This window comes from Jatrophihabitans sp. GAS493 (assembly GCF_900230215.1).
GTDB lineage: Bacteria > Actinomycetota > Actinomycetes > Mycobacteriales > Jatrophihabitantaceae > MT45.
Map to the genome: position 1 here is coordinate 2638922 of NZ_LT907982.1, position 21870 is coordinate 2660791.

Consider the following 21870-nt stretch of genomic DNA (forward strand, 5'->3'; position numbering starts at 1 on the left):
GTAAGCGTCCATTTATGAACTCGGAATGTTCCAGGTCGACGAGTCTCAAATTTCAGTCTCATCCAGGGCCGAACGGCCCAGTGCAAGCCCGTTCGCGTCGCCGGGCCAGCCCCGGAATCGCTGGGGTCAGACGCAGGTGGACGCTCGCGTCCAGAACTCGAAATCGTGAGATGCCGTCACGATGACCGGAACGGAACAGGCCCTCCCTGCTGGTGGAATATTCCAACGACTACGGAGCCTTCAGGGACTGCCATTTGGACCCGGATAACGCGGCCGGCCGCAATGTCCCACATCTTGATCGCTTCCATCCAGTGGACCTGGTCTAGCGGCCAACTCATGGGCTGATCGCCTCGCTTACGTTCTTCCTTGTCAGGCCACCAGGTCAACGTCTCGCCATCGCTGGACAACGTTCCCCCTGGGCCCCCCGCCTCGCCGGCCGCGACCACGGTCGAGGAATCTAAACGGAGTATCCGCGGCCACGCGGCCAGTCTCAGCAGGGCAAGCGTTCCTAACAGGCCGCAGACCGCTGCGATTCCCCGCAGTCTGAGGTAAGCGCCCGTCTCTCTGCTCATCGCCGGGTAGCTCACGGCCGAGTGCAGGACCCCATTGATCATCACTAGTCTTGTGGCCAGCTGAGCTGGGTCGATGTGGGTTGAACCGGTGGTTCACTAATGATGGCGAGGGTTTTCGCGTCACGGCAGACCAGCCACGACCTGCCGTCGGCGACCAGCCCGTTCACTGTGTATCCGGCGGCGATCTCACGCGCTTGCTTCCGCGCCCCCATCATGAAAATGGACACCCCAACTGCTACCGCCGTGAAGACGACTCCCAGGACGATGCTGGCATACAGCGTTTCGTAAGAGTTGAAGGCGCTCTCGAAGGCAAGCGGCATGCCAGCGAAACCTCCCGCAGCGGTCGCAAAGATGCCTATCAATTTTAGTCGGATAGACGACACGCCTGGTAACGGTTCTCGTCCGCGTGAATCCATATTTTCCGACACGTCAGCCTCCGCCGCGAGTTGAGACCTGTGGAGCAATGCCGGCACAGCTGCGATCTGGATCAACCGCAGGGAGGGGCCCCAGAGACATCGGCATACACGTTCCGAACATGAGCCCGACGCGCGGCCTTCTGAAAGTCCGCGCACGCCGATTCGCTAACTCGGGATGTTCCAGGTCGCGGGCGAGAACTTGAGGCCCACCGTGACCGTGTGACCGAGGCTCAACGAGACGGCTCGAAATGGTCGCGATACGGCGGACACCCCGTGCGTCCCGCTCCTGCAAACGACCGCCTCAGGCGCGTCGGCAGAGACACGCCGAACGGCGGTGTAGCTGCTCATAACCCAGAGGTCACAGGTTCAAATCCTGTCCCCGCTACAGATGCAAGGCAGTACGTACGAGGGTCTCAGTGCTTCGGTGCTGGGACCCTTGCTCGTTGGCGGTCAAGATGCCAATGAGCGCATCCAGCCGGCGACAGAGCGCGCAGGCCGGATATACGTGGTCAGCGGTGTTCAGTGCAGGTGCGTGATGAGTATCTTCAGGCCGATCATGAGCATGCCCAGCGCGCAGGCGGCGAAGGTCATGAGGAACAGCGAGAGTCCTCGGAGCTGGGCGTTTCGACCGGCGGACCACCCGTAGTAGGTGAGCATGCCGACCGTGACGGCGAGAGCGACGTAGGCGGCGGTGGTCGGCGATCCGCCGATGAGCCGATCGGCGAGTAGGGCCAGCAGAGGAATGTAGGAAGCGCTGACCATCGGCCACTTGGCGACAAGCGCTGATCCGATGTGATGCCAAGTTGGTAGATGGCCGCCGCTGATGTGTTCGCCCAGTTGCGCGTACTCCTCAGCCAGCCAGTACACGATGAGGGTCAGGAAGACCGCTAGCTCAAGGGCCAGCGTGCTGAGATGGCTGCCGGCCGTGGCCAGGACGGCGGCGGTGACGATGAGTCCGTAAATCCCCGCGGCCTGCCGAATCTCGGATCGTTCCGGCGTGACGGGTGATTCTGCGGTCGCCGGTGCCCGAACCTTGCCGTCGTCGTGGGGTGACGTCATCAAACGCCCTCTCGGTGCGAGACCTCTGAGAATCTGACGCTGCCACGCGGGCGCCGGGACGGGGTCACCCGGCACGAATGATCTCCCCTTCTGGACGCAGCCACGGGCTACGATGCTGGCTTGTCCTACGTCGATCGCATCTCGGGGGGTTGCTCGATGAACTGGGTCGCTCAACGGCCGCCCGTGCGCAGGCCACGGACGCGGGCGGCTTTGGCAGGAGTCGCTGCGCTGGTCGTCCTTGCCGGGGCTTCACTCCTCTGGTCAAGGGAGGCCTACCACCAATGGCCATGGTCGGAATATCCATCGTCAATGAACTGGTGTGGCCGGAACTGGGCCGCGACACCGTCTGGGTCAGTCAGTCGTCGAGTAGCTGAGGACGGCGCAAGCGTCTTCAAGAAGGCTGGCGATCTTCCTGGAATTCTTAATCACGGCGAGGTCTGGACGTCCGTCCTCACGGGCTCGACGCCCTTCACCTCGTGCCAGATCTCCGAAGTTTGGCTCCGCACGGGCGCTGATCGCTTTGAAAACATGGGACTGCAAGGGGCCCCGTAGCAAGTTGGCGCCGCGCGTGGGGTGTGCGGTGCTCGTGTTTCGCTCATTGTGCTAACGAAATGTTGATGGTTCTGGTTGACGCCGGTCGCGATTTGAACCAGTGGTCAAGTAGTTGCCTCTGGCGCATGTCGCCGTTCGGGTGGCAGTGGGTTACGACGGATGCCGTCAAGGAGCTGCGCGAGTTCGAGGGGCTTGGCGACCATCGCCATGTGACCGGTATCCAACGAAACCCGGTATCCGCACCAGTGGGTGTTGGAACGCTCCTGCAGATCAGGCGGGACCCTTAGATCCCGGGTCAGGTGGACGTACCAGCGGGGGACGGCCGGCGTGAGTCCGGATAGGTCGTTCGGCTCGGTCAGTAGCAGAGCGGATTCATCCGTACGAGAACCGATGACGAACTCGGTCTGTTCGGCGTCGAGGTCATTGCACAGCATCTCGATACCGGCACCACCGCGAGGTCGGTAGATGCCGCCGGCGATGGTCGGTACTACGGCCGCACGCGTCGCCGGTGCCATTGTGGCCATCACCGTCTGTCCGTGGCCGGGGATGATCGCGGCGATGCAGATGGCGGCCTTGAAGCGCTCGGGCGCAATCGCCAGCACGCGAGGAACGATGACGCCGGCGAGTGAGTGCCCGACCAACACGGCATCGGTCACCTCCGCCGCGTCCATATCTGCCACGATGGCTCGCGCACAGTCGTCCGGCGTCACGGTCCTCAGATCGACGGCTGCCCTCGATTCGCGCCCGGGCAAGTCCACTGCGATGTATCGGCCGGAGAGGAACGGGAGCATCCGGTCCCACGACCTCGCACAGAAGCCCCCACCGCACACCAGGACGAACGTCATCGGCTCTCCCTTCGCTCACCCGTGAGGGCCCATAATACGTGCGAAATATTCGCAGAGATACGGCCCGGACTGCTTCGGCGAGTATGGACGTCCTTCGCGTGCTGGAAGGCGTGAAGTGGGCGATGTTTCCAGACTGGGCGCAGTGGGCATATCCCCACATAGATCCCTCAGTCCGAGACCCGACACCAGTTCTGACCCCGCACGGCCCACGCTCGTGGCGCCGGTGCAGACGGCGACGGGCTCCGGGCTGACGCAGCGTGGAGCGGCCACCTGTGAGCGGAGTGCGTAGAACGGAACGGCTGTGCCCGAGGATGGCATCGTGACCTCCAGCGCCCCTGGGGTGGGAACTGGGGCGCTGCTCGCGTCGCGTTATCGGCTGCGCGAACGGGTCGGGCGCGGAGGCATGGCTGATGTCTTTGCCGCCGCCGACGAGCTGCTTCACCGGCCGGTTGCGGTAAAGGTGTTCCGGTTCGATTCTCCGGCCGTCGATGACCAGCGCCGGGTCGAGGCGGAGATGCGGACGCTGGCCGGGCTACGGCATCCCAACCTGGTTACCGTCTTCGACGCTGGATCAGTCCACGAAGGGCCGGAGGCGACTCCGTACATCGTGATGGAGCTGATTACCGGGCCGACCCTCGGTCAGCGCATCGCGCAAGCACCGCTGATTCCCGATCAGGTGCGCCTTCTGGGCTCGGAGCTGGCGGCGACGCTGGCCTACGTGCACGGGAAGGGGATCGTTCATCGCGACATCAAACCGGCCAACGTTCTACTGGACACCCCGAACATCGGCGGTTCGCCCTTCAGCGCCAAGCTGACGGACTTCGGCATCGCGGTGCTGCTTGATTCGACTCGCTTCACCATGGCTGGGATGACTGTCGGCACCGCCAACTACCTCAGCCCGGAGCAGGTCCAGGGCGGGCAGGTCACGCCGGCCAGCGACGTCTACCCGCTGGGACTGGTGCTCCTCGAATGCCTCACCGGACGGCTGGCCTACCCAGGCCCCGGGGTGGAGGCCGCGCTGGCCCGGCTAAGTCATCAGCCTGACATCCCTGCGTATCTTCCAGCTGGGTGGCGGCAGCTGCTCACCGCCATGACCGCATTCGAGGCATCAGCGCGTCCGAGCGCCGCCGACGTGGCACACCAGCTGGCGGGGCTGATCGAACGGTCCGAGCCGCCGAACACGGCTTACCTCCCCGACCCGGCCGACCGTGATCACCCGACCGCCCTGGCGTCGTCGGCGACGGCGCGGCTCGCCGGCGTCGAGGACCCAGCCAGGAGCACTCAGCTGCTTGCGGCACTGCCCAGCACAGACCAGTCCGGTAACGATCTCTCCGGTAACGATCTCTCCGGTAACGAGCGGGGCGATAGCCGCCGGCCCGGCGAGCCGGCGCGGTGGTCTCGACGCTGGCTCGGAGCTCCGGCCTGGATCTGGTTGACCGTCGCGATCGGATCCCTCGTGCTGATCGGCGCGATCGTGTTCGCGGTGAACCGCTCGGAGTCCTCATCCAGATCACCGGGATCCTCCTCCGGCTCGTCATCCAGTCCCCAGCCCAGCTACCCGGCGGTGCCGGGGAACGTCGGTGTCCATCTCAGGCAACTGGAAGGTGCGGTCGGATGAGTGGACGCATCGGCCGGGCGCTCCTAGTGGTGGCGGTGCTGGCCCTCGCCGGTTGCTCAAGCGGCCGATCCACAGGCGACTCCGCTTCGGGCATCGACAGCGCGACCCAAACGCTGCTTCGTCGTGACGTGCAGGCCCTTGCCGTCGCCACTGCGGCGCGGAACACCGCCGGAGCCCGGGTAGCGCTCGAGACGCTCACTGCAGACGCTGACGCCGCCCATCTCGCAGGCAAGGTCAGCGATGGCCAATACCAGTCGATTCAGTCGGCGGAGGCGGCCGTCCGGGTTGACCTGACCAACGTGGTCAGTTCACTGTCCCCGACCTCCCCGGCTGCGCCCAAGGTCAGCACGGCCGCACCTACGACCTTCGCTGCGCCGAGTCCGGCCGTACCTACTCCCGCCGCACCCAGTCCTGCCGCGACCCACCCGAAGCCTGCTCCCGCCCCGGCGAAGCCGACGAAGCAGAAGGGAAAGGGAAAGGGCAACGGGAATGGGAATGGGAATGGGAATGGCTGATCCTGTTTGATCAACGAGAGCGATCAAGCGCGTTGGATCGCCCCGTCACGAGGAGCGGAGCAGAATGCCAGTTGTAGGAGTTGGCGGGATCTTCTTCCGGGCCAAGAACCCCGACGCCCTCAAGGCCTGGTACCTGGAGCATCTCGGCGTAGGCCCCGGCGCCGCCGAGGGAACCGGGGCGGCCGACGAATGGTCCTGGACGGCGCAGGGCGGCCCGCTCGTCTTCGCCCCGTTCGAAGAGGCAACCGACTATTGGGCTGTCGAGAAGCAGTTCATGCTCAACCTGCGGGTCAGCGACCTCGTTGCTCTGCTCGAGCAACTGATCGCGGACGGCATCGAGGTCGTCGTCAAGCCGGAGTGGAATTCAGCGGAGACCGGGCAGTTCGCCCGGATACTCGATCCCGAAGGCAACGCCATCGAACTCTGGGAACCGCCTGCCGACTGAACCGGCACTCGGCGCCCGCATTGCGGCCGGCTCGACTAGGAGGCCAGCCGCTCGCGGACCTTGCGACCACCTCGAGCTGGCTTGACAGCGCGCCCGGCCCGGTTGACATCGGCCCAGACCGCATCGAGCGAGAGGTCCAGGATGCCGGCCAGTGCGGCGATCGTCGGGAAGGCGGGCGTCGCAATCCGCCCGGTCTCGATCTTGCGAAGGGTCTCCGGCGAGACCCCCGCAGCGAGGGCAATCTCCAGTATCGAACGCTCGCCGCGGGCGAGACGCAGCAAGGCGCCCAGACGCGCTCCGCGCTCGACTTCGGCCGCAGTAAGCGGCAGTCTGACCATGGGTCGAATTATAGTACCGGGATAGTATGGCCGGTATAGTTATTGGCTCAACAAGTTAGCCCGGCTACTGGTCACCCGTTGGCCCTGTTGTCGGCCGCTAGGAAGGCGCCCCATGATCGAGATCCTGAACGCCGCCGAGGTGGCGCGAGCCCGGGAGACCGGCGCCTTGGTCGCACACGTCTTGCAGACGCTAAAGGGTCGGGCCAAACCCGGAACAAACCTGCTCGACATCGACCGGTGGGCGCAGGCGATGATCCTCGAGGCCGGAGCGAAGTCCTGCTACGTCGACTACGCCCCGTCCTTCGGGCGTGGACCCTTCGGTCATTACATCTGCACATCCGTCAATGACGCCGTCCTGCACGGGCTCCCGTACGACTACGCGCTGGGCAACGGCGATCTGGTGAGCCTTGACCTCGCCGTAACCACCGGCGGAATCGCGGCCGACTCCGCCATCAGTTTCATCGTGGGGGATCAGAAGCCCGCACAGAGCGTCGCACTGATCGAGGCAACCGAACGCGCGTTGAGCGCGGGCATAGCCGCGGCCGGACCGGATGCCCGGATCGGCGACATCTCCCATGCCATCGGCACCGTCCTCACCGAGGCGGGTTATCCGATCAACACCGAGTTCGGAGGCCATGGCATCGGATCGACCATGCACCAGGATCCGCATGTCTCCAACACCGGACGACCCGGGCGTGGCTACCGACTCCGTCCGGGTCTGCTGCTGGCGCTGGAGCCATGGGTCATGGCGGACACCGCGCAACTGGTCACTGATTCCGACGGCTGGACACTGCGGAGTGCGACCGGCTGCCGGACCGCACACAGCGAACACACCATCGCCATCACCGACGACGGCGCCGAGATTCTCACGACCTCGGCCTAGACGCACCTACGCGCGCTGGGCCTGCGCCGCCCGTCGTGCGACTTCGGCAGCGTCGGCCGCCTGCGCGCCGCCGGCCCAGTCCTGCTCATCGGCGGCATACATCAGGCCGTAGGCCGGCGTACCGGGCTGCATACGCCAACCCTCGGAGAGCGGGCCGTGGTCAACGGCGTCGTAGCCAATCGCATTCAATACTTCAGCGAATCGGTGCTTCGACGCGGCGTCGTCGCCGGCGATCGACAGTGCGCTGCGGTCAGCCGAGCCGGCTGGGCGGGGCAGGTCTCGAAGATGCTGGAAGTAGATGTTGTTGAAGCACTTGATCACCTGTGAGCCGGGCAGGTGCGCCTGCAGGAGCTCGGATGACGTCACCGAATCAGCGTCGAGATCAGCGAAGTGGCCGTCGCGCTGGGCGTAGTAGTTCATCGTGTCGATCACGGTCTTTCCGGCCAGCTCCGCCACCGGCACCTGAGGATAGTTCTTGAATGGAATCGTGACGACGACGACATCACCGAGCTCGGCGGCCTGCGTCGCCGTGACGGCCCGGGCGTGTTCGCCGAGACCATCGACGAGTTCAGCGAGGGTATCCGGGCCGCGGCTGTTGCTCATCACAACGTCGTGACCAGCCGCCACCGCAAGCCGGGCGACTGTACTGCCGATATGTCCGCTTCCGATGAAGCCCCAGGTAGTCATGACAGGGCCAACCTCGGAGTCGAGGGCCGAATTCCGACGGGTTGCCGTTCGGCCCCGTCGTCGAAGTGCCGCCGCCCCCGCGCGGCTAATTGATCCGGCACTGCAGTCTCGGTTTAATCGGTGGGTCAACGGCGCGACAGGTCGAGCGGAAGGTGCCTGGTACTAGTGGCTCGACGACCGCTGGGCCGTCAATTCGGCTGGCTCTGGACGGCCTACGCGGTGAGTGCCTACGGTTCGGGGCTGGGCTTCGGCGCGCTTCCGCTGATCGCCGTGCTGGTGCTGCATTCCAGTCCCGCACAGGTCTCCGCGCTTTCGGCGGTGGGGCCGGCGATTGGTGCCCTGATGGCCTTGCCGATTGGCCCGTGGGTCGAGTTCCGCGCCAAGCGGCCGGTGATGATCGCGATGGATGTGTCGCGCTTCGCCGTGATGATCAGTATCCCGGTCGCGTACGCGTTCGGCCGCCTCACCTTTCCCCAACTGCTGGTCGTCTCGGCCGTGGTCGCCACCGCAAAGATCGCCTTCAACGCGGCTAGTGGGTCCTACCTCAGAAGCATCGTCCGGGCGGATGATCTACTCGTCGCCAACGCGCGGTTCGAGTCCACCAACTGGAGTTCCATAGCGGTCGGGCCGCCGCTCGGCGGGGCCGCGATCGCCCTCTTCGGCCCGGTCATCACGGTGGTCCTCGACGCGTGCAGCTATCTCCTCTCCGCGCTTGGAATAGCGGCGATCCGTGGGCGGGAGGAATGCCCACAGCGGGCCGATCGGAGCCGGGTCCGGGCCGCTGAACTTCTCGACGGCTGGCGGCACATCCTGACCCATCCCGTGCTCCGGCCCCTTTATCTCAACAACATGCTGGTCGGCGGACTTATCATGGCGACCGAGCCCCTGCTCGCCGTGCTGATGCTCCGCGACCTCGGGTTTCCGCCGTGGCAGTATGGCCTCGCCTTCGCCGCCCCCTGCCTCGGCGGGCTGATCGGCTCCCGGCTGGCGCCCCGGGTCGTCGCGCGATTCGGGCAGCATTGGGTCTTCCGGAACGTCGGCACGCTGCGAGCCATCTGGCTAATTGGTCTAGCCTTCGTCCGTCCGGGCGTTGTCGGTCTCGCGATCGTGATGTTCGTCGAGTTCGCGATCATCGTCAGCATGAGCCTCTACACACCTGTGCTCGCCACGTACCGGCTTGTGCACACACCTCCTGGCCGGGTGGCGCGCACGCTGTCGGCCTGGTCTATCGGTCAGCAGCTGGCCATTGCCGTCTGTACCGCCCTCGGCGGACTGCTCGCCACTGCCTCCAGTCCACGCGTGGCCCTCGCGATTGCCGGGCTGACCATTCTCGCCAGCCCACTCCTGCTGCCTCGATGGCGGGACGAGGCAGCGGTGTCAGACTTTGAGCTGCCCGAAGCGGTGTCCGCAACCGACGGTCTTACCCCAGACGTCAGGTAACCCCGGGAATTCGTGCAGGATGGCGGCATGAGGATCGCTGGACGAGGCCATTGTGTTGCGGCGGTGTCGGTCACCGCGCTCTGCGCCGTTGTTCTGGTGGCCTGCAAACCTACTGCGCTGCCCGAAGCGCAGCGCAGTGTCACGGCACCTGAAGCCTCTACCGCGGCTACCGTGCCGGCACTCAGCGGCTCGGCGGCCAACGCACTGGCGACGCTTCCGGTGAAGGGGCGGGCCCCGATGACTGGCTACAGTCGGGCCATGTTCGGGCCGGCGTGGACGGATGCGGTCAGTGTCGAGGGCGGCCACAACGGCTGCGACACCCGTAACGATGTGCTGCGCCGCGACCTGACCGCGGTTCAGATCAAGGCCGCCACCCACGGCTGCACCGTGCTCGCTGGTTCGCTGCACGACCCCTACACCGGCCGGACGATCGCCTTCACCCGAGGAGTCAGGACGAGCACTGCAGTGCAGATCGATCATGTCGTCGCCCTCGGGGATTCCTGGCAGACCGGAGCGCAGCAGCTCTCGGCGACGCAGCGCACCAATCTGGCCAATGACCCGTCGAACCTCTGGGCGGTGGACGGCCCGACCAATGCTGCCAAGGGGGACAGTGACGCAGCATCGTGGCTGCCGCCCAACAAGGCCATCCGCTGCACCTATGTCGCCCGCCAGGTCGCGGTGAAGCAGAGCTACCACCTGTGGGTGACCGCCGCGGAGAAGGCGGCCATGGGCGCGGTCCTCAGCGGCTGCCCGGGGCAGCCGCTGCCCACTGCGGCGCAGTGGGCAACCCCCATCACCTGAGATGTCCAGTCCGGCCCGGGATGGCGCTGGGTCCGGGCATGGGTGCAGTAGCTGAGGAGCAACACAGCCAGCCCGAAGCCCATTGACATGATGCGCACCGGAGGTGCCCCGATGAGTCAGCCTGCAGCCACCGCCACAGACCGTGTCTTTCGCAATTTGAGCCAGGGTAACTCGCCACCGCTCGCGACGTGATACCGCGGAACACCCAATACCGGGCCGGCGCCATGACGCAGCTGGCTGGATTGAACGAGGGACCGTTGACCGACGCCGCCGACGGCGATGGCGGACACTTCAGCGCGACCCTGGAGACGGTCGTCTATGAGCCACCCACGACCGGTGTGCACGCCGTCGAGTTCGCCCCGGGCACGACCGTGATCGTGGCCTACCGGGCGAAGATACTGCCGGCGCCGGCCGGAACGACGACCGTCACTCTGGGCGTCTCCAACGCTCGCACTGTGCCGTGAATCGGCGCGGTGATCAGGTCGTCTGACCGCTGTCGAATGTCGTTGGTCAGTCAGGGATGACTCAGACGATGACTCAGACGTAGTAGCGATCCCAATACCAGCAGCCCCAGAGCCCCACCAGGATGCTGATGATCACCAGCACGTAACCCCAGCGGGGGAAGCGCCGGCGCACCGCGATGCCCATCAGAACCAGCAGGAACGGCTCGAAGTCCAGGGCGTGACGCATACCGAACTGGTTGAAGCCATTCACGTAGTAGACGAGGTTGGTCACCGCGCCGGCAGCCACCCCGAACCACATCGCCACCACCAGCCGGGTGGGGCGCCGAGCCCAGAACGCCAACACCAGCGCCGGACTCGTCCAGATCAGCGCCTGGCCAGAGGTCGCCGGATTCGCCCACGGATACCCCGGGTGCAGCTGCGGTCCCTGGATGAAGAACGAGTAGAGCTGGTGCTGCAGGAAACGAAGTTGGAACGGCGACCCGGTGGGGGAGCCGAGCTGATCGCGCTGATACCACTTTGTGTAGCCGATGTCGGCGAAGGTGCCCCAGCGGGCCTTGTTGTAGGCGACCCAGAGCCCAAAGGTGACGACGCCGACGCCGGCGAACTGAAGCAGTCGGGGCAGGTACCGCGGGGACAGACGCAGCGGCCGATCGCTGTCGGTCAGTAGCAGGTAGAGGTACACCGGGATCGCCAGCGCCATCGAAAACCGCGACTCGAACGCGCAGACGGCCCAGATGCCGACGAGCCAGGCCCGCCTCGGACCGAGCAGCTCGGCCAGCGCCAACATGGTGAAGGTAGCCGCCCCGACGTGGGCCATGTCCCACACATCGCTGAGCATCGCGCACCAGAGCAGGTCGGTGCCGGCGAAGAAGAACGCGGTCAATGCCAGCGACTTGAACGGGGTCAGCCCGAGCCGCTCACATACCTTCCAGCACGCGGCCACTCCGATGCCGACGAGGATCATGCCGAGGAAGAGCTGGTCCCAGTTGGCGCCGAAGAGCGCGACGAAAGGCATCGAGAGGACGCCCGGCATCGGACCTTCGATAATGAAATGCTGGCCGTTATAGGGGAGCGCGTCGATGTAGTCGCCCGGGAACTTGATCCAGACGTGCCCGTGATTGAAGGCGTCTGCGAGCAGGTCGTAGTTGTTGTACGGCGGCTTGCGCCCGTTCGCGAAGAGGTAGGTGACGATCGCCGCGACCACTCCGGCGGCCGCCGCGTGCAGGTGAGTGGCGCCCGCGACCCAGCCGGTGAAGGCTCCCCGCAACCGGCGACGCTCGTCGCTGTTCATGCTGTCGTTGGCCGGGCGATCCTTCGTGGTGGTCGCGGCCGGCGGTTGGGTCGATAGCTGGTCGATCATCGGTCGCCCAGCTCCGATCGGTCCGAGCCGGCGCCCGGACGTCGGTTGAGCAGCGCTCCCACGGCCACGCCGGCCAGCACGAGTGCCGCCCCCAACCAGACGGCATTGTCAGGAAGTTGCGGCTCGGCCACCCGACCCGCTGACGGCTGAGACTGGAGTGCCGCGGCTGCGCCCCCGGGCGGCTCTCCGAACCCGGCCGGACGCAGCGGTCGGTCGAGGGCCGGCGCGAGGCCGAGATCAGAGTCGCGGTCGGTCGGGCGCAGCGTCAGGTAGACGCAGACCGCAACCGCCACTACGACGGCGAAACCGACGACCTCCCAGAGGTTGCTATTCGCCATAGCTTCGGGTCCGTTCGTCCATCTTCATCCGCGGGTAGCTCATCCGAAGAGGATACGGTCGACGACTACCGGTGGGTAGGGACCCCCGCCGATGAAATCGACGCACTAGTCTCGGGAAGCTCGGCGAAGACACTCCGCGAAGATGCGCCAGGTTGTGATAGGTGGGTACGCACGGATGGTGAGGCCCGACGGCCGTGATAACTCGCTGATCCGACGCCTGGGGCTGACCGACGCGATCGTCATCGGCCTGGGGTCGATGATCGGTGCCGGGGTCTTCGCCGTCTTCGGACCGGCGGCGGCGGTGGCTGGCTCCGGGCTGCTGATCTCGCTCTTGCTGGCCGGCGTGGTCGCGTTCTGCAACGCCATCTCCTCGGCCCGGCTGGCCGCGCTCTATCCGGAGTCCGGAGGTACCTACGTCTACGGCAAACGGCGTCTCGGGGAGTTCTGGGGTTATCTCGCCGGCTGGTCCTTCGTGGTCGGGAAGACGGCCAGCTGTGCCGCGATGGCCCTCACCTTCGCCGCCTACGCAGCTCCGGAGCACCTGCGTATCGTCGCCGTCCTCATCGTCGTCGCGCTGACCGCGGTCAACCTACGCGGCCTGCAGAAGTCGGCCTGGCTGACCCGCCTCATCGTGGTGCTGACCCTCCTCACCCTCATCGTCGTGGTCGTCGGTGCCTTCGTCGGCGGCAACGCCTCGACGCAGAACTTGTCACCGTTTCCCGGAGGTGACCTACGCGGCATCCTGCAGGCCAGCGGCCTGATCTTCTTCGCCTTCGCCGGCTACGCCCGGGTCGCCACCCTCGGTGAGGAGGTGCGTGATCCGGCCCGGACCATCCCGCGCGCTATCGTCATCGCCCTCTGCATGACGCTCTGCGTCTATGCGATCGTCGCGCTGGCCGCGTTGCTGGCGCTGGGGGCGCCGGCACTGGCGGCCAGCTCGGCCCCACTGCACGATGTCGTCGCTTCGGGAGAGCTGCACCGCGCCGCCCCACTGGTCCAGGTCGGCGGGGCGATCGCGGCCGCCGGTTCGCTGCTTGCGCTGATCCTCGGCGTGTCTCGCACCACCTTCGCGATGGCGCGGGATGGACACTTCCCGCGCCGGCTCGCCGCAGTGCACCCCTCACACGGCACGCCCTATCGCGCGGAGCTTGGCGCCGCGGCCGTCATCATCGTCCTCATCGCGACTGTGGACCTGCGCCACGCGATCGGCTTCTCCTCCTTCGGTGTGCTGCTGTACTACGCCGTCGCCAACGCATCGGCGCTGACTCTCGGACGGCCGGGGGAGCGGCGCCCGGCACGCTGGTTGCCGTCGCTCGGGCTGGGCGGCTGCCTGCTGCTGGTCGTCAGCCTGCCCGCGGCCACGATCCTCGCCGGTGTGGTCGTCCTGCTCATCGGCGGCGTCGTCTGGGGTGTGCGGGCTCGCCTCACCCGGCAACCCTGAACCTGAGCGATAACAACGAATATTCACAGCTCTCAGCTGGCTGAGAGGAAACATAGAAGTTGCCGGGCGATGCTGGAGGCCGACCAACCCACTCTGATCGGAGAAGTGTCACGTGACCGCCCAACTGGCCCGGCATGATCGTCCCGCCGCCCGCCGAGCCACCGTGATCCCGCGCCCGCGCATTACCAGGGCCGCGGTGCTGCTGGCGATCGGCATCGGTGCGGTGTCGGTCCTGGCCCTCTGGTGGAACGACACGAACTTCGTCACCGGCCTCGACGGCTGGCTGACCAACGCCGGACGCATCACCGGGCTGGAGTGCGGCTACGGGATCGTTGTGCTGCTGGCCCTGATGAGCCGGATGCCGCTTCTGGAACGAGAGGTCGGCACCGACCGGCTGGTGCGGTGGCACGCGATCGGCGGCCGGTACATCGTCTGCCTGGTGGTGGCGCACACCGCGCTCATCACCTGGGGCTACGCGCTCACCGCGCATCGCAGCATCTTCGGGGAGACCGCGGACCTCAACACCCAGTACGCCGACGTGCTGATGGCCACCGTGGCCTTGGGGCTGCTCCTGCTTGTCGGGTTCACCTCGGCCCGGGCGGCGCGGCGCCGACTGGCTTACGAGACCTGGCACTACGTCCACCTCTACACCTATCTGGCCGTCGCGCTCTCCTTCAGTCATCAGTTCTCGACCGGGGCTGACTTCGTCGACCTCCGCGCCCGCGTGCTCTGGTCCGCGCTGTACATCGCCGTGGCGCTGCTGATCATCCGCTACCGGATCGTCGAGCCGCTGCTGTCCATGCGGCGCCACCAATTCCGCGTCGCCGAGGTGCGGGCTGAGTCGCCGGACACGATCTCCCTCTACATCACCGGTCGCAACCTCGCCGAGCTGCGGGCCGAATCCGGCCAGTTCTTCCGGTGGCGTTTCCTCACCCGCGACCTCTGGTGGGTGGCCAGCCCCTACTCGCTGTCCGCGCCGGCTCGTCCCGATCACCTGCGCATCACCGTGCAGAACGCAGGGACGCACAGCGCCCAGCTCGCGCAGCTGCGACCCGGCACCCGCGTCCTCGCCGAAGGCCCGTACGGTTCCTTCACCGGGGCCCAGCGCTCCCGGGACAGGGTGCTGCTCATCGCCGGTGGGGTTGGAATCACCCCGATTCGAGCGCTCTTCGAGAGCCTTCCCGGTCGCCCGGGCGACATCACCCTCGTCTACCGCGCCAGTTCGCCGGTGGACATCATCCTCAAGCACGAGATCGACGAGATCGCGGCCTGGCGGGGTGCGCGGGTTCACTATCTCGTTGGCCCGCGCCGCAAAGGTCCGAGCGACTTCCTCTCGGCTCGCAGCATCTCCCAGTCCCTCGGTGACATCAGGAACTGGGACGTCTACCTCTGCGGGCCGCAGAGCATGACCTCCGCGGTGCGCGAGTCACTGCGTCAGCTCCGGGTGCCGGCCCGGCACATCCACCACGAATCGTTCGTCTTCTGATGCACCCTTCACCTCAGCCCGCAACGAACGCCCCCAATCGCTAGGTAGCCATGAAACGCATACTCTTCTCGTTCGTCGGCACGATCGCGGCGCTGGTCGCGCTGCTGTCGTTCAAGACGCACAGCCCGCTGCCGGCCGCCGCCGGGTCGCTGCCGTCAGCGGCCATCTCGGCCGCGCCGACCCCGACGCCGGCCTCCAGCACGCCGACCAGCGGCGGCTCGGCCACCGGCGCGCCACCGGACCCGACCCCGGCACCGACTCCGACTTCGACTAAGGCGGCGTCCAAGACAACGGTCGGCAGCGCCGTGACCACCCGCTACGGGGTGGTCCAGGTAAAGGTCGTGACGACAGGCTCCGTCATCAACTCGGTCGCCTTCGTGCAACTCACCGCCTTTGACGGACGATCGCAGCAGATCAACAGCTACGCCGCACCGACTCTGCTGCAAGAGACCATCAACGCGCAGAGCGCCAACATCGACGGAGTCTCCGGCGCGACCTACACCTCCGACGGTTACCGGCAGTCGCTGCAGAGCGCGCTGGATCAGGCCGGACTGCATTGAGCGAGCGGCGGCGGCATGTCGAGACCGCGATGGGTACCGTCTTCTCACTTGACCTAGCGGCCGATTTCGACGTCACCGCGCTCGCCGCGACGATGGAGTGGCTACACCGCATGGACGATCTCTTCTCGACCTACCAACCGCAGAGTCAGATCAGCCGGCTCGACCGGGGCGAGCTCGGGGTCGCCGGCTGTGACCCCGAGGTGATCGAGATCCTCGATTTATGCGAACAGTTGCGGACTCAGACCGCCGGCTACTTCGACGTCCGGGCCGGTGGCTCGTTGGATCCGTCCGGTGTGGTGAAGGGCTGGGCCATCGAGGGCGTACATCAGAGGCTCGTGCGTGCCGGCTCGGTTCGCCACTACGTCAACGGCGGGGGAGACATCCGCTGCACCGCCACCGCGGACCACCCGCCGTGGCGCTTCGGCATCGTTGACCCGCTGAACTCGCAGCGACTGCTGACAGCGGTCGCCGGTCGGGACTTCGCCCTCGCCACCTCCGGCACGGCCGAACGGGGAGCGCACATCGTGGACCCGTACACCGGTCGGGCCGCCGACGGATTGCTCAGCCTCTCACTCGTCGGCGCCGACCTCACCTACATCGACGCCTACGCGACCGCGGCCTTCGCGATGGGCAGCAAGGCGCGGGCGTGGCTGTCGGGGTTGACCGGTGTGGAGGCCATGGGGGTCTCCGCCGACGGGCTTCGCTGGTCGACATCCGCCTTCCCGAGTGCTTGAGCGGCATCCGGATCGACCGCACAGTTGAACATGAATCCAGATTCAACTAGGTTGGACCGGTGACCGACTTGACGCCGCTGGCCCGTCCCAGTGCCGTCATCTTCGACTTCGGCGGAGTCCTCACGACGAGTGTCCTAGACGCCTTCGGCGACTTCGGTGAGCGCATCTGCGGCGATCGAGGCCTGCCGATGCGCCTGTTCCGCACTGACGAGGTGACCAAACGCCTCCTGGCCGCCCACGAAGAGGGACGGCTGGACCAGCAGGGCTTCGAGGAGGGTTTCGCGGCCCGACTTCGCGAGCACGGCGCCGAGATCGGAGCCAACGGGTTGCTGCGCGACCTGCAGAGTGGGTGCCGCCGCGACGACGCGTCGATCGAACTGCTGGCCCAACTGCGGGCCGCCGGCGTGTCCGTCGGGCTGATCTCCAATTCGCTTGGCGACTGCTACGACGGATACGACCTCGACGCGATGTTCGACGCAGTCACGATCTCCGGTCAAGAGGGCGTCCGCAAACCGTCGCGTCGGCTTTACCAGATCGGCTGCGAGCGCCTCGGCGTCCCGCCGGGCGAGGTGGTCATGATCGATGACCTCGAGCACAACATCGTCGCCGCCGAGCGTCTGGGCATGACCGGCATCGTGCACCGCAGCGCCCGAGAAACGGCGCGGGCGCTGCAGTCGATCCTCGGGATCACCCTCGCCGCGGCTCAATAATTTTCGCCATTCCATCTCTCTTCTGAGGAGTCTGCATGAACTTCGAAATCTCCGACCGGGCCAAGGAGTACCAGGCGCGCCTCCTGGAGTTCATGGACGAGCACATCTACCCGGCGGAGGCGATCTACGCCGCGCAGATGGCCGAGTCCGGCAACCCGAACTATCACCCGCCGATCCTGGAAGAGCTGAAGACCGAGGCCCGAAAGCGCGGACTCTGGAACCTCTTCCACCCGCACGCCAGCGAGGAGTGGGGTTCGCCGGGTCTGAGCAACTCCGACTATGCGCCGCTGGCCGAGATCATGGGGCGCAGCCCGGCCCTCGCTCCGGAGGCGATGAACTGCAACGCGCCGGATACCGGGAACATGGAGGTATTCCAGCTCTTCGGCACCGACGAGCACAAGGAGAAGTGGCTCAAGCCGCTTCTGGCCGGTGAGATCAGGTCGGCCTTCGCCATGACGGAGCCGGCCGTCGCCAGCTCTGATGCCACGAATGTGCAGCTGCGAATGGAAGCCGACGGCGACGAGTACGTGCTCAACGGCCGTAAGTGGTTCGCGTCGAACGCACTGCACGCCAACTGCAAGGTGCTCATCGTCATGGGCAAGACGAACCTGGACGCCGCAACTCATCGCCAGCAGTCGATGATGGTCGTCCCGATCGACACCCCCGGCGTGACGATCCTGCGCGGGCTTCCGGTCTTCGGCTACATGGACCGGGAGGGGCACGCCGACATCCTCTTTGAGGACGTCCGGGTACCGAAGTCGGCGCTGCTGGCCGGCGAGGGCGATGGCTTCATGATCGCGCAGGCCCGCCTCGGGCCGGGGCGCATCCACCACTGCATGCGCGCGGTCGGGATGGCTGAACGGGCGCTGGATCTGATGATCGCCCGGGCCCAGAGCCGTACCACCTTCGGCCAGCCGGTAGCCAATCGCTCCAACATCCAGGACTGGATCGCCGAGGCCCGGATCGAGATCGAGATGATCCGGCTGCTCACCCTCAAGACCGCCTGGCTCATGGACACCGTCGGCAATCAGAAGGCGCGCGTGGAGATCGCCGCGATCAAGGTGGCCGCTCCGGAGGTCGCGCTCAAGATCGTCGACCGCGCGATCCAGGTGTTCGGCGGCGCCGGCGTCACCGAGGACGTCCCACTGGCCAGTTTCTACGCACATCTGCGGACACTGCGGCTGGCTGACGGCCCGGACGAGGTGCACAAGCGCACCATCGCCCAGGTGGAGCTGCGTCGCATCGAACCGGACTGGAACAAGAAGCGGTAGCCGCGGTGAACGCACCGCAGGGGCGGTTCAGCGAGAGCGCCAACGACGCTGTGGAGGTGCCCTCCCTGGTCGACACGACGGGCATGAAGGAGCGTCCGAGCACGGCGCGAGGAGCGCGGACCCGGGCGGCCCTGGTGGCCGCGGCCCGCACCGTCTTCGAACGGGACGGCTTCATCGCGTCCCGCCTCACCGACATCACGGCCGAGGCGGGCTGTGCAACCGGCACCTTCTACGTCTACTTCGCAGGCAAGGACGAGATCTTCACCGCCGTGCTGGAGGAGGCGCAGAATGACATGCTGCACCCCGGGATGCCCCATGTCCCTGAGCGCGACGATCCGGCGCTGGCTATCGAGGCGGCCAATCGCGCATATCTGACGGCCTACCGGCGCAACGGGAAGCTGATGATCCTGCTGCAGCAGGTGGCGATGATCGATCCGAAGTTCCAGGAATTGCGGACCAAACGCGGGAATATCTTCGCTGAGCGCAACGCTCGCCACATCGCTGACCTGCAGGCGCGTGGGCTCGCCGATCCGACACTGGACGCGTTGATGGCCTCTCGCGCGTTGTCGGGGATGGTGAGCCGGATGGCCCTGGACTGCCTGGTGCTGGGCGACTACGAGCTGGAGGACGTCGTCAGCATCACGACCAAGCTGTGGGTGAACGGCCTTAAATTAGCGGCTGGTTAGCTGCGCCGGCCGATCTTGTTGCCCAGCCACACCAGTGGGTCGTACTTGCGGTCCACCACACGTTCCTTCATCGGGATGAGGGCGTTGTCGGTGATCTTGATGTGCTCCGGGCAGACCTCGGTGCAGCATTTGGTGATGTTGCAGAACCCGAGGCCGAACTCCTCCTGGGCCTGGTTCTTGCGATCCAGGGCATCCAGCGGATGCATGTCCAGCTCAGCAATCCGCATCAGGAAACGCGGACCGGCGAAGGCTGCCTTGTTCTCCTCGTGGTCGCGCACCACATGGCAGGTGTCCTGACAGAGGAAGCATTCGATGCACTTGCGGAACTCCTGCGATCGCTCGACGTCAACCTGGGCCATGCGGTATTCGCCGGGGGCCACTCCCTCGGGTGGTGCGAAGGCCGGAACCTCACGAGCCTTCGTGTAGTTGAAGGAGACGTCGGTGACCAGGTCCTTGATCACCGGGAAGGCTCGCAGCGGCGTCACGGTGATCACCTCGGCCTCGGTGAAGGTGGACATGCGCGTCATGCAGAGCAGTCGCGGCCGGCCGTTGATCTCGGCGCTACACGAGCCGCACTTGCCCGCCTTGCAGTTCCAGCGAACCGCGAGATCACCGGCCTGGGTCGCCTGCAGCCGGTGAATGATGTCGAGCACGACCTCGCCTTCGTTCACCTCGACGGTGAAGTCGGTCAGCTCGCCGGCCTCGGCGTCGCCACGCCACACTTGGAATTTCGCCTGATAGCTCATTCGGACACCTCCGGCAGCGCGGTGAGTTCTTCCTCGGTGAGGTACTTGCCCAGTTCGTCACGGGCGAAGAGCGAGATCAGGTCGTCGCGCATCGTCGACATCGGCTGGCGCACCACATCGATGCCATCGCCGCTCAGCGAGCAGATCAGGTTCACCCGACGCCAGTTCGGATCCATCTTCGGGAAGTCGTCGCGGGTGTGGCCGCCCCGGCTCTCCTCGCGTATCAGCGCGGCCCGGGCCACGCACTCGCTGACCGCCAGCATGTTGCGCAGATCCAGGGCCAGATGCCAACCGGGATTGAATTGCCGGTGCCCCTCGACGGTGACGGTGCGGGCGCGTGCCTTCAGCTCCTGCAGCTTGGCCAGGGCTTGCTCAACCTCGGCCGCCTTGCGGATGATCCCGACCAGGTCGTTCATCGTCTGCTGCAGTTCCTGGTGCAGGGTGTACGGATTCTCCCCGCCTTCATTGGCGAATGGCGCCAGAGCGTTACTGCTGGCCGCATCGACCTGCTCCGGGCTGACCTGGGGCCGATCGTGGCCGAGCGATTTCACGTACTGCGCGGAGCCGACGCCGGCTCGACGGCCGAAGACGAGTAGGTCCGATAGCGAGTTGCCACCGAGCCGATTCGACCCGTGCATACCGCCGGCCACCTCGCCGGCCGCGAAGAGTCCGGGGACCCGGGCCGCCGCCGCGGTGTCGGGATCGACCTCGACACCGCCCATCACGTAGTGACAGGTCGGGCCGACCTCCATCGGCTCGGAGGTGATGTCGACGTCGGCGAGTTCCTTGAATTGATGGTGCATCGACGGCAGCCGCTTGAGGATCTCGGCCGGCGTACGGCGGGAGGCGATGTCGAGGAAGACACCGCCGTGCGGTGAGCCCCGGCCGGCCTTCACCTCGGAGTTGATGGCCCGGGCCACCTCATCGCGGGGGAGCAGGTCGGGGGTGCGCTTGTTGTTGTCCGGGTCGTCGTACCAGCGATCAGCCTCGGCCTCGTTGTCGGCGTACTGACCGCGGAAGACGTCGGGGACGTAGTCGAACATGAAGCGCTTGCCATCGGAGTTGCGCAGCACCCCGCCGTCGCCGCGGACGGATTCGGTGACCAGGATGCCCTTCACCGACGGTGGCCAGACCATGCCGGTCGGATGGAACTGGATGAACTCCATATTCAGCAACGACGAGCCGGCCCGCAGGGCCAGGGCGTGCCCGTCGCCGGTGTACTCCCAGGAGTTCGAGGTGACCTTGAACGACTTGCCGACGCCGCCGGTGGCCAGCACGACGGCCGGAGCCCGGAAGAGCACGAACCGTCCGGATTCCCGCCAATACCCGAAGGCGCCGGAGATCGCCCCGGTGGGGCTGCGCAGCAGTTCGGTGATGGTGCACTCGGCGAACACCTTCAGACGGGCGTCGAGGTCGCCGGCCTCGCGCAGATCCTCCTGCTGCAGCGAGACGATCTTCTGCTGCAGCGTGCGGATGAGCTCCAGACCGGTGCGATCGCCGACGTGGGCCAGCCGTGGATACTCGTGACCCCCGAAGTTCCGCTGACTGATCTTGCCGTCTTTCGTGCGGTCGAAGAGCGCGCCGTAGGTCTCCAGCTCCCAGACCCGGTCGGGCGCCTCCTTGGCGTGCAGTTCGGCCATCCGCCACGAGTTGAGGAACTTGCCGCCTCGCATGGTGTCGCGGAAGTGGACCTGCCAGTTGTCGTGGGAGTTGACGTTGCCCATGCTGGCCGCGATCCCGCCCTCGGCCATCACCGTGTGGGCCTTGCCGAAGAGGGACTTGCAGATGATCGCGGTCCGCATCCCCTCCTCCCGTGCCGCGATGGCCGCCCGCAACCCGGCGCCTCCAGCCCCGATGATCAGGACGTCATAGTCGTGCGTCTCTACCTCAGCACTCATGCTTG

At 66.3% G+C, this 21870-nt stretch carries 23 protein-coding genes; 14 read left to right on the forward strand and 9 right to left on the reverse strand.

Annotated elements, in window-relative coordinates; genetic code table 11:
* Positions 1-616 precede the first annotated feature (616 nt).
* From CPH63_RS12380 to CPH63_RS12390, 3 genes are all read right to left on the reverse strand, one after another.
* Positions 617-892: a hypothetical protein gene (locus tag CPH63_RS12380; protein ID WP_096303234.1), complete on the reverse strand. Its 276-nt coding sequence runs from the start codon at positions 890-892 to the stop codon at positions 617-619.
* Between the two features lie 615 nt (positions 893-1507).
* Positions 1508-2047, reverse strand: a complete 540-nt coding sequence (locus tag CPH63_RS12385; RefSeq protein WP_197704329.1) for a hypothetical protein — start codon at positions 2045-2047, stop codon at positions 1508-1510.
* 656 nt (positions 2048-2703) lie between these two features.
* Positions 2704-3444: an alpha/beta fold hydrolase gene (locus CPH63_RS12390; RefSeq protein WP_096303235.1), complete on the reverse strand. Its 741-nt coding sequence runs from the start codon at positions 3442-3444 to the stop codon at positions 2704-2706.
* Between the two features lie 319 nt (positions 3445-3763).
* On the opposite strand from CPH63_RS12390, the gene CPH63_RS12395 reads away from it, so the two are divergent.
* The 3 genes from CPH63_RS12395 to CPH63_RS12405 all read left to right on the forward strand — a co-directional run bounded on the left by CPH63_RS12395 (position 3764) and on the right by CPH63_RS12405 (position 6022).
* Positions 3764-5062 carry a serine/threonine-protein kinase gene (locus CPH63_RS12395; protein WP_157749510.1) on the forward strand — a complete coding sequence of 433 codons (1299 nt, stop codon included), beginning with the start codon at positions 3764-3766 and terminating at the stop codon, positions 5060-5062.
* Positions 5059-5577, forward strand: a complete 519-nt coding sequence (locus tag CPH63_RS12400; RefSeq protein ID WP_096303237.1) for a hypothetical protein — start codon at positions 5059-5061, stop codon at positions 5575-5577. The genes CPH63_RS12395 and CPH63_RS12400 overlap by 4 nt, the downstream gene beginning before the upstream one ends.
* A 64-nt stretch (positions 5578-5641) precedes the next feature.
* The gene (locus CPH63_RS12405; protein ID WP_096303238.1) at positions 5642-6022 is read left to right on the forward strand and encodes a VOC family protein; all 381 of its coding nucleotides are present in this window, start codon (positions 5642-5644) and stop codon (positions 6020-6022) included.
* Positions 6023-6057: 35 nt separating this feature from the next.
* Here CPH63_RS12405 and CPH63_RS12410 read toward each other — a convergent pair whose 3' ends face one another.
* Positions 6058-6360, reverse strand: coding sequence for a helix-turn-helix domain-containing protein (locus CPH63_RS12410; RefSeq protein ID WP_096303239.1), 303 nt, complete (start codon positions 6358-6360; stop codon positions 6058-6060).
* 112 nt (positions 6361-6472) lie between these two features.
* Here CPH63_RS12410 and map point away from each other — a divergent pair, with 112 nt between their 5' ends.
* The gene (gene map, locus CPH63_RS12415) at positions 6473-7243 is read left to right on the forward strand and encodes a type I methionyl aminopeptidase (protein WP_096303240.1); all 771 of its coding nucleotides are present in this window, start codon (positions 6473-6475) and stop codon (positions 7241-7243) included.
* A gap of 6 nt (positions 7244-7249) precedes the next feature.
* Here the strand turns inward: map and CPH63_RS12420 are convergent, their stop codons facing one another.
* Positions 7250-7930 carry an NADPH-dependent F420 reductase gene (locus CPH63_RS12420; protein WP_096303241.1) on the reverse strand — a complete coding sequence of 227 codons (681 nt, stop codon included), beginning with the start codon at positions 7928-7930 and terminating at the stop codon, positions 7250-7252.
* A gap of 165 nt (positions 7931-8095) precedes the next feature.
* Here CPH63_RS12420 and CPH63_RS12425 point away from each other — a divergent pair, with 165 nt between their 5' ends.
* The 3 genes from CPH63_RS12425 (at position 8096) to CPH63_RS12435 (ending at position 10635) form a co-directional block, all read left to right on the forward strand.
* Positions 8096-9370, forward strand: a complete 1275-nt coding sequence (locus CPH63_RS12425) for an MFS transporter (protein ID WP_096303242.1) — start codon at positions 8096-8098, stop codon at positions 9368-9370.
* Positions 9371-9397: 27 nt separating this feature from the next.
* On the forward strand, positions 9398-10171 hold the full coding sequence (locus CPH63_RS12430; RefSeq protein ID WP_096303243.1) for an HNH endonuclease family protein: 774 nt from the start codon (positions 9398-9400) through the stop codon (positions 10169-10171).
* A gap of 224 nt (positions 10172-10395) precedes the next feature.
* The gene (locus CPH63_RS12435; RefSeq protein ID WP_096303244.1) at positions 10396-10635 is read left to right on the forward strand and encodes a hypothetical protein; all 240 of its coding nucleotides are present in this window, start codon (positions 10396-10398) and stop codon (positions 10633-10635) included.
* Between the two features lie 73 nt (positions 10636-10708).
* Here CPH63_RS12435 and CPH63_RS12440 read toward each other — a convergent pair whose 3' ends face one another.
* Entirely contained in the window at positions 10709-11995 is a 1287-nt protein-coding gene (locus tag CPH63_RS12440) for a hypothetical protein (protein ID WP_096303245.1), read from the reverse strand.
* Positions 11992-12333, reverse strand: a complete 342-nt coding sequence (locus CPH63_RS12445) for a hypothetical protein (RefSeq protein WP_096303246.1) — start codon at positions 12331-12333, stop codon at positions 11992-11994. The genes CPH63_RS12440 and CPH63_RS12445 overlap by 4 nt, the downstream gene beginning before the upstream one ends.
* Before the next feature lie 175 nt (positions 12334-12508).
* On the opposite strand from CPH63_RS12445, the gene CPH63_RS12450 reads away from it, so the two are divergent.
* The 7 genes from CPH63_RS12450 to CPH63_RS12480 all read left to right on the forward strand — a co-directional run bounded on the left by CPH63_RS12450 (position 12509) and on the right by CPH63_RS12480 (position 19221).
* Positions 12509-13774 (forward strand): APC family permease, encoded by a 1266-nt coding sequence (locus tag CPH63_RS12450; RefSeq protein ID WP_096303247.1) that lies wholly within the window; start codon positions 12509-12511, stop codon positions 13772-13774.
* Positions 13775-13886: 112 nt separating this feature from the next.
* Positions 13887-15260, forward strand: a complete 1374-nt coding sequence (locus CPH63_RS12455) for a ferric reductase-like transmembrane domain-containing protein (RefSeq protein ID WP_197704330.1) — start codon at positions 13887-13889, stop codon at positions 15258-15260.
* A gap of 50 nt (positions 15261-15310) precedes the next feature.
* A complete protein-coding gene (locus tag CPH63_RS12460; protein WP_096303248.1) occupies positions 15311-15820 on the forward strand; it encodes an FMN-binding protein in 510 nt (169 codons plus the stop codon).
* Entirely contained in the window at positions 15817-16554 is a 738-nt protein-coding gene (locus tag CPH63_RS12465) for an FAD:protein FMN transferase (protein ID WP_197704331.1), read from the forward strand. Before CPH63_RS12460 ends, CPH63_RS12465 begins: the two co-directional genes overlap by 4 nt.
* Before the next feature lie 59 nt (positions 16555-16613).
* Complete coding sequence (locus tag CPH63_RS12470) at positions 16614-17264, forward strand: HAD family phosphatase (RefSeq protein ID WP_096303250.1); 651 nt, start codon at positions 16614-16616, stop codon at positions 17262-17264.
* 35 nt (positions 17265-17299) lie between these two features.
* Complete coding sequence (locus CPH63_RS12475; protein WP_096303251.1) at positions 17300-18535, forward strand: acyl-CoA dehydrogenase family protein; 1236 nt, start codon at positions 17300-17302, stop codon at positions 18533-18535.
* A gap of 83 nt (positions 18536-18618) precedes the next feature.
* Positions 18619-19221, forward strand: a complete 603-nt coding sequence (locus CPH63_RS12480) for a TetR/AcrR family transcriptional regulator (RefSeq protein ID WP_096305119.1) — start codon at positions 18619-18621, stop codon at positions 19219-19221.
* On the opposite strand, the gene CPH63_RS12485 is transcribed toward CPH63_RS12480, so the two are convergent.
* Positions 19218-19967: a succinate dehydrogenase/fumarate reductase iron-sulfur subunit gene (locus CPH63_RS12485; protein WP_096303252.1), complete on the reverse strand. Its 750-nt coding sequence runs from the start codon at positions 19965-19967 to the stop codon at positions 19218-19220. The genes CPH63_RS12480 and CPH63_RS12485 overlap by 4 nt on opposite strands.
* Complete coding sequence (locus CPH63_RS12490; protein WP_096303253.1) at positions 19964-21865, reverse strand: fumarate reductase/succinate dehydrogenase flavoprotein subunit; 1902 nt, start codon at positions 21863-21865, stop codon at positions 19964-19966. Before CPH63_RS12490 ends, CPH63_RS12485 begins: the two co-directional genes overlap by 4 nt.
* Positions 21866-21870: the final 5 nt, after the last annotated feature.

What these genes read in the sequence shown, in the direction of transcription:
- CPH63_RS12480 (WP_096305119.1), top strand. Translation starts at nt 18,619, where the DNA reads ATGAAGGAGCGTCCGAGCACGGCGCGAGGAGCGCGGACCCGGGCGGCC.
- CPH63_RS12490 (WP_096303253.1), bottom strand. Translation starts at nt 21,865, where the DNA reads ATGAGTGCTGAGGTAGAGACGCACGACTATGACGTCCTGATCATCGGG.
- CPH63_RS12445 (WP_096303246.1), bottom strand. Translation starts at nt 12,333, where the DNA reads ATGGCGAATAGCAACCTCTGGGAGGTCGTCGGTTTCGCCGTCGTAGTG.
- CPH63_RS12440 (WP_096303245.1), bottom strand. Translation starts at nt 11,995, where the DNA reads ATGATCGACCAGCTATCGACCCAACCGCCGGCCGCGACCACCACGAAG.
- CPH63_RS12430 (WP_096303243.1), top strand. Translation starts at nt 9,398, where the DNA reads ATGAGGATCGCTGGACGAGGCCATTGTGTTGCGGCGGTGTCGGTCACC.
- CPH63_RS12435 (WP_096303244.1), top strand. Translation starts at nt 10,396, where the DNA reads ATGACGCAGCTGGCTGGATTGAACGAGGGACCGTTGACCGACGCCGCC.
- CPH63_RS12475 (WP_096303251.1), top strand. Translation starts at nt 17,300, where the DNA reads ATGAACTTCGAAATCTCCGACCGGGCCAAGGAGTACCAGGCGCGCCTC.
- CPH63_RS12385 (WP_197704329.1), bottom strand. Translation starts at nt 2,047, where the DNA reads ATGACGTCACCCCACGACGACGGCAAGGTTCGGGCACCGGCGACCGCA.
- CPH63_RS12390 (WP_096303235.1), bottom strand. Translation starts at nt 3,444, where the DNA reads ATGACGTTCGTCCTGGTGTGCGGTGGGGGCTTCTGTGCGAGGTCGTGG.
- map (WP_096303240.1), top strand. Translation starts at nt 6,473, where the DNA reads ATGATCGAGATCCTGAACGCCGCCGAGGTGGCGCGAGCCCGGGAGACC.
- CPH63_RS12410 (WP_096303239.1), bottom strand. Translation starts at nt 6,360, where the DNA reads ATGGTCAGACTGCCGCTTACTGCGGCCGAAGTCGAGCGCGGAGCGCGT.
- CPH63_RS12405 (WP_096303238.1), top strand. Translation starts at nt 5,642, where the DNA reads ATGCCAGTTGTAGGAGTTGGCGGGATCTTCTTCCGGGCCAAGAACCCC.
- CPH63_RS12400 (WP_096303237.1), top strand. Translation starts at nt 5,059, where the DNA reads ATGAGTGGACGCATCGGCCGGGCGCTCCTAGTGGTGGCGGTGCTGGCC.
- CPH63_RS12420 (WP_096303241.1), bottom strand. Translation starts at nt 7,930, where the DNA reads ATGACTACCTGGGGCTTCATCGGAAGCGGACATATCGGCAGTACAGTC.
- CPH63_RS12380 (WP_096303234.1), bottom strand. Translation starts at nt 892, where the DNA reads ATGCCGCTTGCCTTCGAGAGCGCCTTCAACTCTTACGAAACGCTGTAT.
- CPH63_RS12460 (WP_096303248.1), top strand. Translation starts at nt 15,311, where the DNA reads ATGAAACGCATACTCTTCTCGTTCGTCGGCACGATCGCGGCGCTGGTC.
- CPH63_RS12485 (WP_096303252.1), bottom strand. Translation starts at nt 19,967, where the DNA reads ATGAGCTATCAGGCGAAATTCCAAGTGTGGCGTGGCGACGCCGAGGCC.
- CPH63_RS12450 (WP_096303247.1), top strand. Translation starts at nt 12,509, where the DNA reads ATGGTGAGGCCCGACGGCCGTGATAACTCGCTGATCCGACGCCTGGGG.